Raw genomic sequence first — 15,683 nt, forward strand, 5'->3', positions numbered from 1 at the left:
TCTCGGTCCTAGGGCTCAGGCCTCGTCGCGATCGACGTCGCGCGTGGACCCGGCCTCAGAACGGACACCCGCTGAACGGGCACCCTCTGAACGGACCGCGGAGCTCCCGGCGTCCTCGCCGGCGGGAGCATCCGCCGCGGCGTCCTCGGACTCGTCCACGGGCCACAGGATCCGCAAGGCGCCGTCGTGCAGGAGCCCGTTGCTTGCCAGCGCATTGGCGCCGAAGGGCCCGTCCGTGCCCTCGAGGTCCGTGAAGCGGCCGCCGGCCTCGGTGACGATGGGCGCGAGGGCGGCCATGTCATAGAGGTTCAGCTCGGGCTCGGCGGCGATGTCCACGGCGCCCTCGGCGACGAGGCAGTAGGACCAGAAGTCGCCATAGGCCCGCGTGCGCCACACGGCGCGGGTGAGGTCGAGGAACTCGTCCAGGGTGCCGCGCTCCTCCCACCCGGTCAGGCTGGAGTAGGAGAAGGACGCGTCGGACATCTCGGACACACGGGACACGCTGATGCGCCGCGCGGAGGACAGGGAGCGCCCCGTGTAGGCGCCGCCGCCCAGCGAGGCCCACCAGCGGCGGCCCAGCGCAGGCGCGGACACGAGCCCCACCACGGGCGTGCCGTTGTCCACGAGGGCGATGAGCGTGGCCCACACGGGCGTGCCGCGGACGAAGTTCTTCGTGCCGTCGATCGGGTCCACGATCCACTGCCGCGGCCCCGAGCCCGTCACGCCGAACTCCTCGCCGAGGACGCTGTCCCGCGGCCGGACGCGGGCCAGCTGCGACCGGATGAGCGTCTCCGCGGACGTGTCAGCGTCCGTGACGGGCGTCAGGTCCGGCTTGGTCTCCACCGTGAGGTCGAGCGCCTTGAAGCGGTCCATCGTCAGGCTGTCCACCGAGTCCGCGAGGACATGGGCCAGGCGCAGGTCCTCGGTGTAGTCGCTCGCGGTCTTGAACTCGCGGGGCTCCGTCATGGGGTTCCTTTCGGCAGGTCCGGCTCCGGCGCCGGGTGGTGGCCCAGATGCTTCTCGCGCTGGTGCTCGTCCGTCTCCGCCTGGATGAGGCGGCGGAGGGACGCGAGGCGGGCGGGGCCGGTGGGCCCGGCGTGGCCCTCGGCAACCCAGGCGTCCAGCGCGCAGCCGGGGGCGGTGGGGGAGTGCGTGCATCCCCTCTCGCAGTCGGCAACCGCGGGTGCCAGGTCCTCGAAGGCGGCGACGACGTTGTCCGGCTCAACGTGAGCCAGGCCGAACGAGCGCACGCCCGGGGTGTCGATGATCCAGGTCCCCGGGTCCGCGTCAGGAACGCGGAGCATGAGGGCGGACGACGACGTGTGCCGCCCGCGGCCGGTCACCGCGTTCACGCCGCCCGTGGCCCGGTCCGCCCCCGTGAGGGCGTTGACGAGGGTCGACTTGCCGACGCCGGAATGGCCGAGGAGCACCGAGACCTTGCCGTTGCAGGCGCGGCGGACGGCCTCGACGGCGCTCTCCTCGACGTCCGCGCTGCCGCGGGGCTCGTTGGCCTCGGGGGAGTGCGGCGCCGCGTCTCCGCCCGAGTCCAGGGTGCGGGTCGCGAGGACCGTGATGTCAATGGCGCTGTACGCCTCGATCAGCTCGGTGGGGTCCTTGAGGTCGCACTTCGTGATGCAGAGGACCGGCGTGATCCCGGCGTCGAAGGCCGCGACGAGCGCGCGATCGATGAACCCGGTCCGGGGCTCGGGGTTTGCGGCGGCAACGACGATGACGAGCTGGTCGGCGTTCGCGACGACGGGCCGCTCAACGGGGTCCGTGTCGTCCGCGCTGCGGCGGAGGAAGGACGCCCGCTCGTCGATGCGGACGAGGCGCGCCAGCGTGTCCTTGGCCCCGCTCGTGTCCCCGACGAGCTGCACGAGGTCACCCGGCACGATCGGCTGGCGCCGCAGCTCCTTGGCCCGGGCCGCGATGACGAGGCGCTCCTCCGGGGTGTCCTCGGCCACGATGGCGCGGTAGCGGCCACGATCCACGGTGACAATGCGGCCCGTCACCGAGTCCTCGTGGCGGGGCCGATCCTTGGTCCGCGGGCGCGAGCCCTTCTTGTTGGCCCGGATCTTGACGCGGGACTCGTCCCACTCGCCGAGGCTGCCGAGCCGGCTCATCGGGTCTGGCCCAACATGGCGGCCCACATCTGGGGGAAGTCGGGCATCGTCTTGGCGGTCGCGGCGATGTCGTCCAGCTCCGTGCCGGGCGCGGTCAGCCCCCACACGGCGGCGGCCGTCGCGAGGCGGTGGTCGTGCCACGCCTTGTGAAGTGCCGGGCGCGGGGCGGACGTGCCGCGGATGACGAGGCCGTCCGGCGTCTCCTCCGCGTGCGCGCCCAGGGCCTCGATCTCCTCCACGAGCGCCGCGAGACGGTTCGTCTCGTGGCCCCGGAGGTGCGCGATGCCCGTGAGACGGGACTCCCCGTCCGCCAGCGCCATGAGGGCGGCCAGGACGGGGGCGAGCTCGGCGGCGTCGTCGATCTCAGCGGGGAGGATGCGCGGCCCGCCCGCCACCGTGAGGGTTCCCGTGCCGGCGCCAGCCGCGTCGTCGTGCGCCAGGTCAACCGAGGCGCCCAGGCGCGGGAGAATCTCCCGCCAGCGGTCCCCGATCTGCGTGGTGGCCAGGGGCCAGCCCGGCACCTGGACCGTCCCGCCGGCCACGAGCGCGGCCGCGAGGAAGGGGCCCGCGTTGGACAGATCCGGCTCCACCACAGCCATCGGGCGCGGCGACCGGACCCGGGGAGTGACGCGCCAGGAGTCCTCGGCGAGCTCCTCGACCTCCGCGCCGAACTCGCGCAAGGACTCGAGGGTCATGCGGATGTGCGCGCGGCTCGGGATCCTGCCCCCGGCGTGGGAGACGACGACGGGCGCCGCCTGTGCGCAGGCCCCCAGAAGAAGGGCGGAGAGGAACTGGCTGCTCGCGGTGGAGTCCACCGTGATGCGCAACGGCTCTGTGCGGGCCTGCGGAGCGGTGATGCGGGCAGGAAGGTGGTCGGTGGCCGGGTCGCCGTCGTCGAGAGAGACGATCTCCGCGCCGATGCCGCGCAACGCGGCGAAGAGGGGGCCCATAGGGCGGGCACGGGCAGACTCGTGGACGAGCAGGTCCGTCTGACCGCCGAGCAGCGCCGCCACCACGGGGATGAAGCGCATGACCGTGCCGGCCTGGTGCGCGTCAATGACGCGGCGCGCACCCGGCTCGGCAGGAGGAATGGGGGAGACGTGGAGCGCGGCAACCCCGTCCGGACCGGCGGACGGGGTGAAACGCGCCCCGAACGCCTCCAGCGCCGAGCGCATGGCCCGCGCGTCATCCGACTCCAGGGCCCCCAGGACCAGGGTCTCCTCCCCGGACAAGGCCGAGAGCAGGAGAATCCTGTTCGTCAGGGACTTGGAGCCGGGAAGGCGGACACGTGCCTGAAGGGGACCCGAGGCCGTCGGCGCGGGCCACGCCGCAGGGCGCTCCGGTGTCATTAGTGGCTGACGGCCTTCTGCGCCTTGGCCACGAGGTCGTGAGCGCCCTTGGTCAGGTCCAGGTTCGCGTGGGCCAGCTGGTTCTGCGCGCCGAGGGCCTTGAACTTGACGTCCTGGCCCATGTAGTACGCCTGGCGCTTCGCCTGCTCACCGAGGTGCTCTGCACGCCACGCGAGGCCCGGGCGGCCGTTCGTGTCCACCGTGGCCAGCATGACGGCGCCAAGGAGGGAGACGTTCTTCAGGAGCGCCTGCGTGCGGGCGCCCTTCGTGGCGGCCGTGTTCGAGGCCTGCTTGTGCTCAACGAACGTGTTCACGGCCTGAGTGGTGATGAGGACCGCGGAGGCGAGGCGGGGCATCTTGCCGAGGCCCAGGAGGATGCCGGCGCCGACCTGGGCGCCGCCGAGGACGCGGGCCACCAGCACGCGGTCACGGGCGATGCCCTTGGCCTGCGGGGGCGCCACCTTCTCCACCGTCTTCAGTGCGGGTGCGATGTACTCGGCCGTCTCCTCGGCCCGGCGAAGCTGGTTCACGCCGGAAGCGACGAGGCTGGCGGAGAGGAGGGGGCGTGCAAGCGATCGAACTGCGGTCATGAGGAGGATCTCCATCCGGGTGTCGTGTGCGACGGTCGATGGACCGTCGTGGGGACGGCAAGAGCGCATGCGCCGAGGGCCGTGACGGAATAACCGCCGTGCCCTCCGCGTTGCGAACTGCATGAGCACTACGTTAGCGGAACCGCGCGTATCCGTACCATGGGTAGGGATGACACCCATGCCCCAGAACAAGACCACCGCTGCGGAGACTGCTGCCGCCGCCGCTCCGCGTGAGTCCGACGACGTCCGTGCCACCGAGACCGAGTCTGAGCGTCGAGCACGCTTCGAGCGAGATGCGCTCGTCTACGTGGACCAGCTGTACTCGGCTGCGCTCCGCATGACGCGCCACCCGTCCGACGCCGAGGACCTCGTCCAGGAGGCCTTCGCCAAGGCGTACTCGGCCTTCCACCAGTACAGGCCCGGGACCAACCTCAAGGCCTGGCTCTACCGGATCCTGACCAACACGTACATCAACCTGTACCGCAAGAAGCAGCGCGAGCCGTATCAGACCAGTGGCGACGAGCTGCAGGACTGGCAGATCGCCGCGGCGGCGGAGCACACGGCCACTGGCCTCAAATCCGCCGAGACCGAGGCGCTGGACCGGCTGCCGGCCAGCAACGTCAAGGATGCCCTCGCGAGCCTGAGCGAGGACTTCCGCATGGCCGTCTACTTCGTGGACGTCGAGGGCTACTCCTACAAGGAGGCAGCGGACATCCTCGACGTGCCCATCGGCACGGTCATGTCGCGCCTCCACCGAGGCCGCAAGCTCTTGCGCGCCGCCCTCGTGGACTACGCCGCCGAACAGGGCATCTCGAAGGCCAAAGCATGACCGCCGCGACGCCCGCAGACCATCCCACGACGACTGTGGAGGAAAGAGACACCATGACCGATTGCGACAAACTCGGCGACTGCGAGGACTCCCGGCTCCAGCGCATCTACGAGTATCTCGACGGTGAGCTCAGCGAGGAAGACCTCGCGGCTGTCAAGGACCACCTGGACGCGTGCCCGGACTGTGCGTCCCAGCACGACCTCGAGTGCGTCATCCGCGCCGCCGTGAAGCGCTCGTGCGAGGAGGCCGCCCCGACGAGCCTCAAGGACCGAATCATCGCGAGCATAGATGCGGCGGGCGACCACTCAGCCCACTAGGGCGCTGGGCTGGGCTGACCAACCACGCCGGCTTTGACGGGACCACGTCGGCTTTGGCGAGATCGAGGCCCGGAAACAGGCTTCGACCATGACCCGCTTGGGTCGATGATGACGCGGATCGGCGAGCAGACCGCGCAGACCGGCGAGCAGACCGCGCCCCACACGCACAGAAGGGCCCCGGCACACATCGTGTGCCGGGGCCCTTCTAGGCTGAAACGCAGGGACTAAGCGTTGGGACGCTTGCCGTGGTTTGCGCCGCCGCGCTTGCGATCGCGACGCTTGCGTGCACGCTTCGACATGGCTGCCTCCTACTTGCTCGGTGATGAATAAAGACTGCCTCTGATTCTCCCACAGCCGGGCCGCGTGGCCTAACTGACTCTGAGGCGGGGGTGGCTAGTCTGCCTGCGGGAGGCCAAGCCACTGGTACCAGCCGCGGTGCAGGACGAGCCAGGCGATGAGGCCGTACGCCGTCTGCCCCGGCTGACCGCCGTTGGCCGCGAGGTCCCGCCGGTAGTTCTCGTGGTCCACGAGGGGGTTGAAGGCGTCCACGTAGGCGTGGCTCCGCCGCGTGGTCACGTCGGCGTAGGCCGCGTTGAGCTCGCTCAGGACGCGGTTGCGCTCGTCGTCAACCGACGGCGCGGGACCGACGACGAACACGCGGATGCCGTTCTGGCTCGCCGAGTCGAGGATGTTTGCCAGGTTCAGACGAGAGCGCGCCGTGGACTGGGAGAGGTCGACGTCGCGGTCGTTGAGCGCGACCACGAGCCGGTTGTCCGTGTTCTGCCCGAAGCGGCGCATGGCCTCCTCGAACCACCGCAGAGACAGCGCCTCCACGGATTCCCCGGGCGCGGGGAGGGAGAAGGACTCGACACGGACCTCCTCGTCGCTCGTCCGGGCCAGCACCCGTCCGTACCATCCCAAGGCACGGGGGTCACCGACTCCGGCGAGGCGCTCGTCGCCCACTGCAACGATGCGAATCGTCCGTTCTTCCACGTTCTTCACCTTCTCATCGTGCCCCGCGCTGGTGCGCGGAGACGGGTTGTCAACAGTGCGGGGCAGCCGGTGCGTGACCGGCTGCCCCGCGTCGGTTCGGACTAGGACTGCTCGAAGAGCTCCCCGAGGAGAGCGTCCTGCTCTCCGGTGTGGCGCTTCATCGAACCAGCGGCGGTGGAGGCCGACGCCGGACGGGAGACGACCGTGAGCGGGCGGTCCAGCTCGGGCGCCAGGTTGATGGCCATGAACGGCCACGGTCCCTGGTTGCGCGGCTCGTCCTGGACCCACACGACGTCTGCGTTCGGGTACTTCGCGAGCTCAGCCTTGATGGCCTCGACCGGCAGCGGGTAGAGCTGCTCGACTCGCACGATCGCCACCGAGTCGTCGCCCGCCTTGGCCCGCTTTGCGGCCAGGTCGTAGTACAGGCGGCCCGAGACGAGGAGAACCTTCGTGACGGCGGACGCCGCGGCCTCAGCATCCGGGATGACCGGCTGGAAGCTGCCCTCGGTGAACGCGTCGACATCCGTCGCCGCAGCCTTCAGACGCAGGAGCTGCTTCGGCGTGAAGACGACGAGCGGCTTGACCTGCTTGCTGAGGGCGTGGCGGCGGAGGAGGTGGAAGTGGTTCGCGCCCGTCGAGGGGTTGGCGATGACCAGGTTGTTCTCCGCGGCGAGCTGAAGGAAGCGCTCGATGCGGGCGGACGAGTGGTCCGGGCCCTGGCCCTCGTAACCGTGGGGGAGGAGGAGAGCGACCTTGGAGCGCATGCCCCACTTCTGCTCCGATGACGAGAGGTATTCGTCGATGATCATCTGGGCGCCGTTGACGAAGTCGCCGAACTGCGCCTCCCAGATGACGAGCGCATCCGGAGCCTGGACGGAGTAGCCGAACTCGAAGCCGAGCGCCGCGTACTCCGAGAGCAGCGAGTCGTAGATCTCGAACTTCGCGGCGTCCTCGGTGATCTTCTCGATCGGGTACCACTCGTTGCCGTTGGCGCGGTCGTGAATGACTGCGTGGCGCTGGACGAACGTGCCACGGCGGGAGTCCTGACCGGCCACGCGGACGCGGATGCCCTCCATCGTCAGCGAGGCGAACGCGGCGATCTCCGCGAAGCCCCAGTCGATGCCGCCGTTCTTGCTCATCTGCGCGCGCTTCTCGAGCATCTGCTTGAGCTTGGCGTGGACCGTGAAGCCCTCGGGGTAGTTGACGTGGGCCTCGCCGATAGCGGCGAGGGTGTCCGCCGAGATGGCGGTCTTGACGTCCTGGACTGCATCGTCGTTGCGCGTGTTCCCGGCCTGCACCACGGGCATGGAGTCCGTCTGCGCGGCGTGAGTCTCCGCGAAGACGCGCTCCAGGCGTTCCTGGTAGTCCCGGAGAGCCTGCTCGGCCTCGTCCTGGGAGATGTCACCGCGGCCGATGAGGGCCTCGGTGTACAGCTTGCGGACAGAGCGCTTGGCCTCGATGAGGTTGTACATGAGCGGCTGCGTCATCGAGGGGTCGTCTCCCTCGTTGTGACCACGGCGGCGGTAGCAGATGAGGTCGATGACGACATCCTTGTTGAACCGCTGGCGGTACCGGAACGCGAGCTCGGCAACGCGGACAACGGCCTCGGGGTCGTCGCCGTTGACGTGGAAGATCGGCGCCTGGACGGTCTTGGCGACGTCCGTCGCGTAGACCGAGGAGCGCGAGCTGCTCGGCGCCGTGGTGAAGCCGATCTGGTTGTTGACGATGACGTGGACCGTGCCACCCGTCTTGTAGCCCTTGAGCTGCGAGAGCTGCAGGGTCTCCATGACGACGCCCTGGCCCGCGAAGGCCGCGTCACCGTGGACGAGGACGGGCAGGACCGGGAAGGTGTTCTCGGCCGGGTCGAGCTGATCCAGCTTGGCGCGCGTGATGCCCTCGAGAACGGGGTCCACGACCTCAAGGTGCGAGGGGTTCGCGGCGAGGTAGATCTTCGTCTCGTTGCCCGAGTCCGAGGTGTAGGTGCCGGAGGAGCCGAGGTGGTACTTGACGTCGCCGGAGCCCTCGTTGGAGTCCGTGCGGCCCTCGAACTCGCGGAACACCTGGGCGTAGTTCTTGCCCGCAATGTTCGTGAGGACGTTGAGGCGGCCGCGGTGGGCCATGCCGATCGTGACCTCGTCCATCCCGTCGTCGGCCGCCTGAGAGGCGAGCGAGTCGAGCAGCGGGATGAGGGACTCTCCGCCCTCGAGGGAGAACCGCTTCTGGCCGACGAACTTCGTCTGAAGGAAAGTCTCGAAGGCCTCGGCAGCGTTGAGCTTGGAGAGGATGCGCAGCTGCTCTTCGCGGCTCGGCTTGGAGTAGGGGTGCTCCAGCTCGTTCTGGAACCAGAGGCGCTGCTCGGGGTCCTGGAGGTGCATGTACTCGATGCCGGTCGTGCGGCAGTAGGCGTCGCGGAGCACGCCGAGGATGTCCCGCATGAGGAGCTTCGGCTTGCCGCCGAAGCCGCCCGTGGGCCACTCGCGGTCGAGGTCCCACAGCGTGAGGCCGTGGGTCTTGATGTCGAGGTCGGAGTGCTTGCGCTGAACGTACTCGAGCGGGTTGACGTCTGCCATGAGGTGGCCGCGCACGCGGTAGGCGTGGATGAGCTGCTGGATGCGGGCGACCTTGTTGATCTCGTCGTCCGGGTCAACCTGGATGTCGGCGGACCAGCGCACGGGCTCGTACGGGATGCGGAGGGCCTCGAAGATCTCGTCGTAGAAACCCTGCTCGCCGAGCAGAAGGCCGTGGACGATCTTGAGGAACTCGCCGGAGCCGGCGCCCTGGATGACGCGGTGGTCGTAGGTCGAGGTCAGGGTGATGACCTTGGAGATCGCGAGGCGGGCGAGCGTCTTCGGGGACGCGCCCTGGTACTCGGCCGGGTACTCGAGGGCGCCAGCGCCGATGATGGCGGCCTGGCCCTTCGAGAGGCGCGGCACGGAGTGGACGGTGCCGATTCCGCCGGGGTTCGTCAGGGAGATGGTCGTGCCCGCGTAGTCGTCGGCGCCGAGCTTGCCGTTGCGCGCGCGCTTGACGAGGTCGTCGTACGCGTGCCAGAACTCGGCGAAGTTGAGGGTCTCCGCCTTCTTGATGTTCGGCACCACGAGGAGGCGGGAGCCGTCCGGCTTGGGCATGTCGATGGCGAGGCCGAAGTTGACGTGCGCGGGCTGGATGGCCACGGGCTTGTTGTCCTTGACGTCGTAGATGACGTTCATGGACGGCATCTGCGTCACAGCCTTGACGATCGCGTAGCCGAGGATATGGGTGAAGGAGATCTTGCCGCCGCGCGCGCGGGCGAGGTGGTTGTTGATGACCACGCGGTTGTCGATGAGGAGCTTCGCGGGGACAGCGCGCACCGTGGTGGCCGTGGGAACCGTGAGGGAGGCGTCCATGTTCGTAGCGATCGCCTTGGCCGGTCCGCGCAGAGGCGTGACCTTGTCCTCTTCGGTGGGCTCCTCGCTGGCCTTCTTAGCGGGCAGCTGGGCCGGGATGGGCTTGGGGGCCTCGGCGGGCCGCGAGGCCTTGGTGGGCTCCGCGGGCGTCACGGCCGGGGCGTTGGCCACGACGTCAGACTGCGGGTTGTCGGCCGGGGCGTCTCCCTTGCCTGCCTGCGCCTCTGCGGCCTTGGGGCCGTCAGCGACGTGCGCCTTGGCCTCTGCGAGCTTCTGGGGGGAAGCGGACGACGACGCGGCCACGGGCTGTGCGGCCGCCGGCTTCTCGGCGACGGGCTTGGAGGACGAACCCGACTCGTCGCGGGCCTCAAAGATGGACCACCACTTCTTGTCAACGGAATTCTTGTCCTTGACGTACTTCTCATAGAGCTCGTCGACGAGCCATTCGTTTCCACCGAACTCGTCGGGGAGCGTGTGGCCTTCATTCGTTGGCACTGTCTCTTCGCCTCTTCCCTGATGCTGCGACGTCATGTAAACCGCGCGCGTCCTCGCTCGCGGCTCCGCTTCACCCCAGTCTAGTGACACGTTCCGCTGTCTGGCTAACTTTCCGCCGTGCTCTTCTCCGAGCCGGGGTGCGGGCGGCGTGGAGCCGGCAACGAGGTTCGTTGAAGCCTGTCCCTGGGTTCGTTCCCTATACTGGCAAGACTATGGATGACCCTCTGCGAGTCGCGTCTCGCGTCGCCCTGTCCACTCTGCCCCTGCGCTCCGCCTGCCTGGACGGGGGTCTGCCCCGTGAATGAGTGGGTCATGATCCTCATTGGCCTCGTGCTCATCGCGGGCACAGGCTTCTTCGTGGCCGTTGAGTTCGCGCTCGTGGCCATCGACCAGAGCGCCGTGCAGCGCGCCATTGCCGACGGCGACACGCGCGCCGAGCCCCTGCTGCGCTGCCTCAAGACGCTTTCCACTCAGCTTTCGAGCTGCCAGTTGGGCATCACGCTGACCACGCTGCTGACGGGCTACGTCTTCGAGCCGGGCATGTCCACGATCCTCGGGCAGGCCACGCAGAGCGTGCCGCTTCCCCCGGGCGTCCTGACGACGGTGAGCTTCCTCCTGTCCATGACGCTCGCGACCTTCATCTCGATGATCCTCGGCGAGCTGGTCCCGAAGAACCTCTCCATCGCCAAGCCGTTCGCCGTGGGCCGAGCCCTGGCCCCGGCTCAGCTCGCGTTCACGGCGGTCTTCCGTCCGCTGGTCTACGTCATGAACGGCGCCGCGAACCGGGCCCTGCACGGCATGGGCCTTGAGGCCAAGGAGGAGCTCTCGAGCGCGCGCACGCCGCAGGAGCTTCAGTCCATGGTCCGCCACTCGGCTGAGGCCGGAACGCTGGACGAGGAGACCGCGACGTTCCTCACCCGCACCCTCCTCTTCTCGGACCGCGTCGCCGCTGATGTCATGACGCCCCGGGTGCGGCTCGAGACGGTCGGCCACGAGGACTCCGTGGAGGATGTCATCGCCATCGCGCGCCGCACGGGCTACTCCCGCTTCCCGATCATCGGCGAGTCTGCTGACGAGGTGCTCGGCGTCGTCCACGTGAAGAAGGCCGTCCAGGTCCCGCGGGAGCGGCGCCAGGAGATTCCGGCGATGGCCATCCGCCAGGACATCGTCGTCGTCCCGGAGACGGTTGAGCTGGACGAGCTCTTGACGCTCTTGCGCGAGTCCAACCTGCAGTTCGCCCTCGTCCTCGACGAGTACGGGGGAACGGCCGGCGCCCTGACGCTCGAGGACCTCGTGGAGGAGATCGTCGGGGAGGTGGCGGACGAGCACGACCGCATCAAGCCCGGCGTCCTCCAGTCCGTCCGAGGCGACTGGTACTTCCCGGCGATGCTCCGCCCGGACGAGATCTCATCGCAGATCCGCGTCCTCGACATCCCGACGGACGGGTCCTATGAGACCGTCGGCGGCTTCGTCATGAAGATGCTCGGGCGCATCCCGGCGCGCGGTGACGCGATCGAGCTCCCCGGGGGCACCCTCACGGTCGAGCGCATGGACGGGCGGCGCGTGGACCGCGTGCGCTTCCACCCGGCGCCTGAGCCCCAGGATGAGAACGACGACGACGCGACGCCGCGGCCCGTGTCCGCCGCCGGAAAGGAGGCCTCGGCATGAGCGACCTCGTGGGAATCCTGTGGCTGATCGTCCTCTTGGCGGGAAACGCCTTCTTCGTGGCGAGCGAGTTCGCCCTCATGAGCGCGCGCCGCTCTCAGATTGAGCCTCTCGCGGAGCAGGGCAATCCGCGGGCGAAGACGACCTTGTGGGCCATGGAGCATGTCTCGCTCATGCTGGCCTGCGCCCAGCTCGGCATCACGGTCTGCTCCCTGCTCATCCTCCTCGTGGCGGAGCCGGCCATCCACCATCTCTTCGCCGTGCCGCTCGAGTTCGTCGGCGTCCCGGTCGGGGTGGCGGACGTCGTGGCTCTCGTCGTGGCAGTCGGCATCGTGACGCTCCTGCACGTGATCGTCGGCGAGATGATCCCGAAGAACGTCGCGGTGTCGATCGCGGACCGCGCCGTCCTCGTGCTGGCACCGGCCCTGGTGGCGGTGGCCCGGGCGATCAAGCCCGTCATCGCCTTCCTCAACTGGGCGGCGAACGGCATCCTGAGGATGCTCGGGGTCGAGCCGAAGGACGAAGTCGCCTCGACGTTCACGAAGGATGAGCTCGCGAACATCGTCGAGGAGAGCCGCAAGGGCGGCCTCGTCGAGGACGATGCGGGCGTCATCTCGTCTGCCCTCGAGTTCTCCAAGCTGCGAGCAGCCGACGTCATGGTTCCGCTCTCGCAGATGCGGACCGTCGAGGCGCGCTGCACGCCGAACGAGTTCGAGGCGGCGGTCCGCGAGACCGGCTTCTCCCGGTTTGCGGTGGAAGAGGACGGGGAGCTGACCGGCTACCTCCACCTCAAGGACGTCATGGGGATCAGCGAGCTGCACTCGGACCGGCCGATCTCGGACAACCGGGTTCGGACGCTCGCCAACATCTCCGCGGATGACGAGGTCGAGGAGGCCCTGGCCCAGATGCAGAAGACGGGCGCGCACATGGCCCGCGTCCTGACGCGCAGCCGCGAGACCGTGGGCGTCCTGTTCCTTGAGGACGTCATTGAGGAGCTCGTCGGCGAGATTCACGACGCGACGCAGTCCGGGGCCCGGCGCTCCTAGCTCCGCTCCGCACGCAGAAGGGCCCGCCTCGATTCGGGGCGGGCCCCTCTGCGCGCGGCTGCCGTGTTTCTGTGTGCGGCCGCCGTGTTGCGGACTGGGGACGCCCGGCCTAGAGTGAGGTTATTGCAAACGATTCCCATTTGTGATTCCCGCTCGCTCTGAAAGGCCTCGCCGCGTCCATGCCGAACCCCGCCGCCCCCCGCCTCGCCCCGTCCCGCCGCACCGTCCTGGGGACAGCCGGCCTCCTCGGCCTGGGCACGCTCCTCGCGGCGTGCGGCTCGCCGGGGGTCCCGGAGGCAAGCGGTGGCTCCCTCAAGGTCGTGACCTCCACCGGCGTGTGGGCCGACATCGCCCGGCGGGTCGCCGGCGGGCGGGCCGACGTCGTCGCCCTCATTCCCGAGGCGCAGGACCCGCACTCCTACGAGCCGAGCGCGAAGGACCGCCTCACCGTCTCCCGCGCCGACCTGATCCTCGCCAACGGAGGGGGATACGACGCCTTCCTCACCACCCTCGCGAAGGCGGGGGGCAAGGAGGGCGCGGTGCTGGACGCGACGGCCGCGTCCGGTCTGCCGGGTGCCAAGGAGGCCGCCGAGCACGCGGAGGGTCACGATCACGCCGAGGGGGAGCCCCACTCGCACGAGGACGGCTCGTTCAACGAGCACATCTGGTACAGCGTCTCGGCCGTGACATCGGTGGCCCGCGCTCTCGCCGCCCGGCTCGGCGAGGCGGACCCCGAGCACCGCGAGGACTACGAGGGGCGCCTGCGCGAGCTCGAGGCAGACCTCGGAAAGATCGAGGAGCGCATCGCCGCGCTGAGGCCCACGGCCAAGGGCGCGCGCGTTATGGTCACCGAGCCTGCGCCGCAGTACCTCATGCAGGACCTCGGATGCGTCGACGCGACGGACCCGAAGCTCGTGGCCGCCGTCGAGAGCGAGACCGACATCCCCGCGACCGTCCTCGCCTCCGCGAAGACCGCCCTCGGGGCGAAGAGGGTGCAGCTGCTCGCGTTCAACAGCCACACCGCCTCGCCGCAGACACAGCAGCTCGCGGACGCGGCGCGCTCGGCCGGGGTCCCCGTGGTGTCGGTCGCCGAGACGATGCCCGGGGATACGACATACACTGCCTGGATGACTGGCATCCTCGAATCCATCGCGGCCGGGCTGCGTCGTGGCCGCTGACCCCCGCGGCGGGCAGGCCCCGCGCACTGCCGCCGCCGAGCGCCTGCCCCTCGAGGCGGCGGGGACCGGTGCCGCCAGGCCCGCCGTCGCCCTCCGGGATGCCCGCCTCGACTACGGGGGCCGCACCGTCTGGTCCGGGCTCGACCTCGAGGTGCAGCCGGGCGAGTTCGTGGCGGTCCTCGGGGCCAACGGCTCCGGCAAGACCTCGCTCTTGCACGTCCTCCTCGGCCTGACGCGCCTGACCTCAGGGCGTGCAGAGGTCGGCGGGGAGCCTGTCACGCGCGGCAGCCGGCGGATCGGCTACATCCCGCAGCAGCGCCTCTTCCCGCCCGAGACGCCGCTGCGCGGGAGGGACCTCGTCCGGCAGGGGCTCGACGGGCACCGCTGGGGCCCGGGCCTGCGCCCGGGCCGAACCCGTCAGCGGGTCGACGAGCTCCTTGAACGCGTCGAGGCCGCGCACGTCGCCGACGAGCCGGTGGGCCTTCTCTCCGGCGGCGAGCAGCAGCGGCTCCGCGCCGCGCAGGCCCTCGCGTCCTCGCCCGACGTGCTCTTGTGCGACGAGCCCCTCCTCAGCCTCGACCTCAAGCATCAGCAGGGCATCAGCGACCTCATCGCCGCCCAGGCCCGCCGCGGGACGGCCGTGCTCTTCGTGACCCACGAGATCAACCCGATCATCCACCACGTGGACCGGGTCCTCTACCTCGCCAACGGGCGTCACTCCGTGGGGGCGCCCGACGACGTCCTGCGCAGCGAGGTCCTCAGCTCGCTGTACGGGAGGCCCGTCGAGGTCGTCCGGGTTGGAGGCCGCGTCCTCGTCGCCGGCGGAGAGGACGCCCACCACATCGAGGAAGGTGCGCTGTGAGCTGGAGTGACGTGTTCTCCTTCCAGGACTACGGCGAGCTGCTCGGGCTGCTGTACCAGTCCGTCCTCGCGGGGGCAGTGCTCGGGGTGGTCGGCGGCGTCGTCGGCGTCTTCGTCGTGGCCCGGGGGCTCGCGTTCGCGGTCCACGGCATCGCGGAGCTGTCCTTCGCGGGTGCGGCGTTCGCCTTGCTCGTGGGGGCGAATGTCGTCCAGGGCTCGCTGATCGGGTCCGTCGTGGCGGCGCTGGCCATCGGTGCGCTCGGCGTCAAGGCGCATGAGCGCGGCTCTGTGATCGGCGTTCTCATGCCGTTCGGCCTGGGCCTCGGGGTGCTGTTCCTGTCCCTCTATCAAGGGCGCAGCGCCAACAAGTTCAGCCTCCTGACGGGCCAGATCGTCTCCGTCAACGCGGCGGAGCTGACGACGATGGCCGTGGGCGGGGCGCTGGTCCTCGCAGCGATGGCCGTCATGTGGCGCCCGCTCATGTTCGCGTCTACGGACCCGTTCGTGGCGGAGGCGCGGGGCATCCCGGTCAGGGGCCTCTCCCTGGCCTTCATGCTCGTGCTGGGCGTGTCCGTGGCGCTGTCGATCCAGGTGGTCGGCGCGCTGCTCGTCATGGCGCTCATGGTGACGCCCGCCGCCGCGGCGACTCTCGTGGCGAGCCGCCCGAGCCTCGTTGTCGCGCTGTCGGTCGTGTTCGCGATGGTCAGCGTGTGCGGGGGCATCCTCGTGGCGCTGGGCTCTCGCGTGCCGATCAGCCCGTTCGTCACCACGATCTCGTTCGGGATCTACGTGGTCTGTCGGCTCGTCGGCAAGCGTCGGCGCGCCCGTCCGGCGGTGGCGGGAGCCTAGGC

General features: G+C 69.7%; 14 protein-coding genes. 7 read left to right on the forward strand and 7 right to left on the reverse strand.

Features of this window, described 5'->3' with window-relative positions; genetic code table 11:
- Positions 1–15 precede the first annotated feature (15 nt).
- From hisN to J2S35_RS08520, 4 genes are read right to left on the reverse strand one after another with little or no spacing between them, the layout of a single operon-like run.
- A complete protein-coding gene (gene hisN, locus J2S35_RS08505) occupies positions 16–966 on the reverse strand; it encodes a histidinol-phosphatase (protein WP_309852227.1) in 951 nt (316 codons plus the stop codon).
- A complete protein-coding gene (gene rsgA, locus J2S35_RS08510; protein WP_309852230.1) occupies positions 963–2,123 on the reverse strand; it encodes a ribosome small subunit-dependent GTPase A in 1,161 nt (386 codons plus the stop codon). The genes hisN and rsgA overlap by 4 nt, the downstream gene beginning before the upstream one ends.
- A complete protein-coding gene (gene aroA / locus J2S35_RS08515) occupies positions 2,120–3,472 on the reverse strand; it encodes a 3-phosphoshikimate 1-carboxyvinyltransferase (RefSeq protein ID WP_309852233.1) in 1,353 nt (450 codons plus the stop codon). Before aroA ends, rsgA begins: the two co-directional genes overlap by 4 nt.
- Entirely contained in the window at positions 3,472–4,062 is a 591-nt protein-coding gene (locus J2S35_RS08520; RefSeq protein WP_309852237.1) for a DoxX family protein, read from the reverse strand. Before J2S35_RS08520 ends, aroA begins: the two co-directional genes overlap by 1 nt.
- Positions 4,063–4,240: 178 nt before the next feature.
- Here J2S35_RS08520 and J2S35_RS08525 point away from each other — a divergent pair, with 178 nt between their 5' ends.
- Both J2S35_RS08525 and rsrA read left to right on the forward strand, forming a co-directional pair.
- Positions 4,241–4,891 carry a sigma-70 family RNA polymerase sigma factor gene (locus tag J2S35_RS08525; RefSeq protein WP_309852239.1) on the forward strand — a complete coding sequence of 217 codons (651 nt, stop codon included), beginning with the start codon at positions 4,241–4,243 and terminating at the stop codon, positions 4,889–4,891.
- A 53-nt stretch (positions 4,892–4,944) separates the two neighbouring features.
- Complete coding sequence (rsrA, locus tag J2S35_RS08530) at positions 4,945–5,208, forward strand: mycothiol system anti-sigma-R factor (RefSeq protein WP_309852242.1); 264 nt, start codon at positions 4,945–4,947, stop codon at positions 5,206–5,208.
- 224 nt (positions 5,209–5,432) lie between these two features.
- Here rsrA and J2S35_RS09950 read toward each other — a convergent pair whose 3' ends face one another.
- The 3 genes from J2S35_RS09950 to J2S35_RS08540 form a co-directional block, all read right to left on the reverse strand.
- The gene (locus tag J2S35_RS09950; RefSeq protein ID WP_104061284.1) at positions 5,433–5,507 is read right to left on the reverse strand and encodes a 50S ribosomal protein bL37; all 75 of its coding nucleotides are present in this window, start codon (positions 5,505–5,507) and stop codon (positions 5,433–5,435) included.
- A 94-nt stretch (positions 5,508–5,601) separates the two neighbouring features.
- Positions 5,602–6,201, reverse strand: a complete 600-nt coding sequence (locus J2S35_RS08535) for a GDSL-type esterase/lipase family protein (protein ID WP_309852245.1) — start codon at positions 6,199–6,201, stop codon at positions 5,602–5,604.
- Between the two features lie 101 nt (positions 6,202–6,302).
- Positions 6,303–10,082 carry a multifunctional oxoglutarate decarboxylase/oxoglutarate dehydrogenase thiamine pyrophosphate-binding subunit/dihydrolipoyllysine-residue succinyltransferase subunit gene (locus J2S35_RS08540; RefSeq protein WP_309852248.1) on the reverse strand — a complete coding sequence of 1,260 codons (3,780 nt, stop codon included), beginning with the start codon at positions 10,080–10,082 and terminating at the stop codon, positions 6,303–6,305.
- 312 nt (positions 10,083–10,394) lie between these two features.
- Between J2S35_RS08540 and J2S35_RS08545 the strand changes: the two genes are divergently transcribed.
- The 5 genes from J2S35_RS08545 (at position 10,395) to J2S35_RS08565 (ending at position 15,681) form a co-directional block, all read left to right on the forward strand.
- Positions 10,395–11,750 carry a hemolysin family protein gene (locus tag J2S35_RS08545; RefSeq protein WP_309852251.1) on the forward strand — a complete coding sequence of 452 codons (1,356 nt, stop codon included), beginning with the start codon at positions 10,395–10,397 and terminating at the stop codon, positions 11,748–11,750.
- Positions 11,747–12,793 (forward strand): hemolysin family protein, encoded by a 1,047-nt coding sequence (locus J2S35_RS08550; RefSeq protein ID WP_309852254.1) that lies wholly within the window; start codon positions 11,747–11,749, stop codon positions 12,791–12,793. Before J2S35_RS08545 ends, J2S35_RS08550 begins: the two co-directional genes overlap by 4 nt.
- A 179-nt stretch (positions 12,794–12,972) precedes the next feature.
- Complete coding sequence (locus tag J2S35_RS08555) at positions 12,973–13,971, forward strand: metal ABC transporter solute-binding protein, Zn/Mn family (RefSeq protein ID WP_309852255.1); 999 nt, start codon at positions 12,973–12,975, stop codon at positions 13,969–13,971.
- Entirely contained in the window at positions 13,961–14,833 is an 873-nt protein-coding gene (locus J2S35_RS08560; protein WP_380083431.1) for a metal ABC transporter ATP-binding protein, read from the forward strand. The genes J2S35_RS08555 and J2S35_RS08560 overlap by 11 nt, the downstream gene beginning before the upstream one ends.
- The gene (locus J2S35_RS08565) at positions 14,830–15,681 is read left to right on the forward strand and encodes a metal ABC transporter permease (RefSeq protein ID WP_309852258.1); all 852 of its coding nucleotides are present in this window, start codon (positions 14,830–14,832) and stop codon (positions 15,679–15,681) included. The genes J2S35_RS08560 and J2S35_RS08565 overlap by 4 nt, the downstream gene beginning before the upstream one ends.
- Positions 15,682–15,683: the final 2 nt, after the last annotated feature.

The sequence above is a fragment of the Falsarthrobacter nasiphocae genome (genome assembly GCF_031456275.1).
GTDB classification, from domain to species: domain Bacteria; phylum Actinomycetota; class Actinomycetes; order Actinomycetales; family Micrococcaceae; genus Falsarthrobacter; species Falsarthrobacter nasiphocae.

Coding starts and splice junctions, on each gene's coding strand:
- hisN (WP_309852227.1), bottom strand. CDS start 966: ATGACGGAGCCCCGCGAGTTCAAGACCGCGAGCGACTACACCGAGGAC.
- J2S35_RS08520 (WP_309852237.1), bottom strand. CDS start 4,062: ATGACCGCAGTTCGATCGCTTGCACGCCCCCTCCTCTCCGCCAGCCTC.
- rsrA (WP_309852242.1), top strand. CDS start 4,945: ATGACCGATTGCGACAAACTCGGCGACTGCGAGGACTCCCGGCTCCAG.
- J2S35_RS08525 (WP_309852239.1), top strand. CDS start 4,241: ATGCCCCAGAACAAGACCACCGCTGCGGAGACTGCTGCCGCCGCCGCT.
- J2S35_RS08550 (WP_309852254.1), top strand. CDS start 11,747: ATGAGCGACCTCGTGGGAATCCTGTGGCTGATCGTCCTCTTGGCGGGA.
- aroA (WP_309852233.1), bottom strand. CDS start 3,472: ATGACACCGGAGCGCCCTGCGGCGTGGCCCGCGCCGACGGCCTCGGGT.
- J2S35_RS08545 (WP_309852251.1), top strand. CDS start 10,395: ATGATCCTCATTGGCCTCGTGCTCATCGCGGGCACAGGCTTCTTCGTG.
- rsgA (WP_309852230.1), bottom strand. CDS start 2,123: ATGAGCCGGCTCGGCAGCCTCGGCGAGTGGGACGAGTCCCGCGTCAAG.
- J2S35_RS08555 (WP_309852255.1), top strand. CDS start 12,973: ATGCCGAACCCCGCCGCCCCCCGCCTCGCCCCGTCCCGCCGCACCGTC.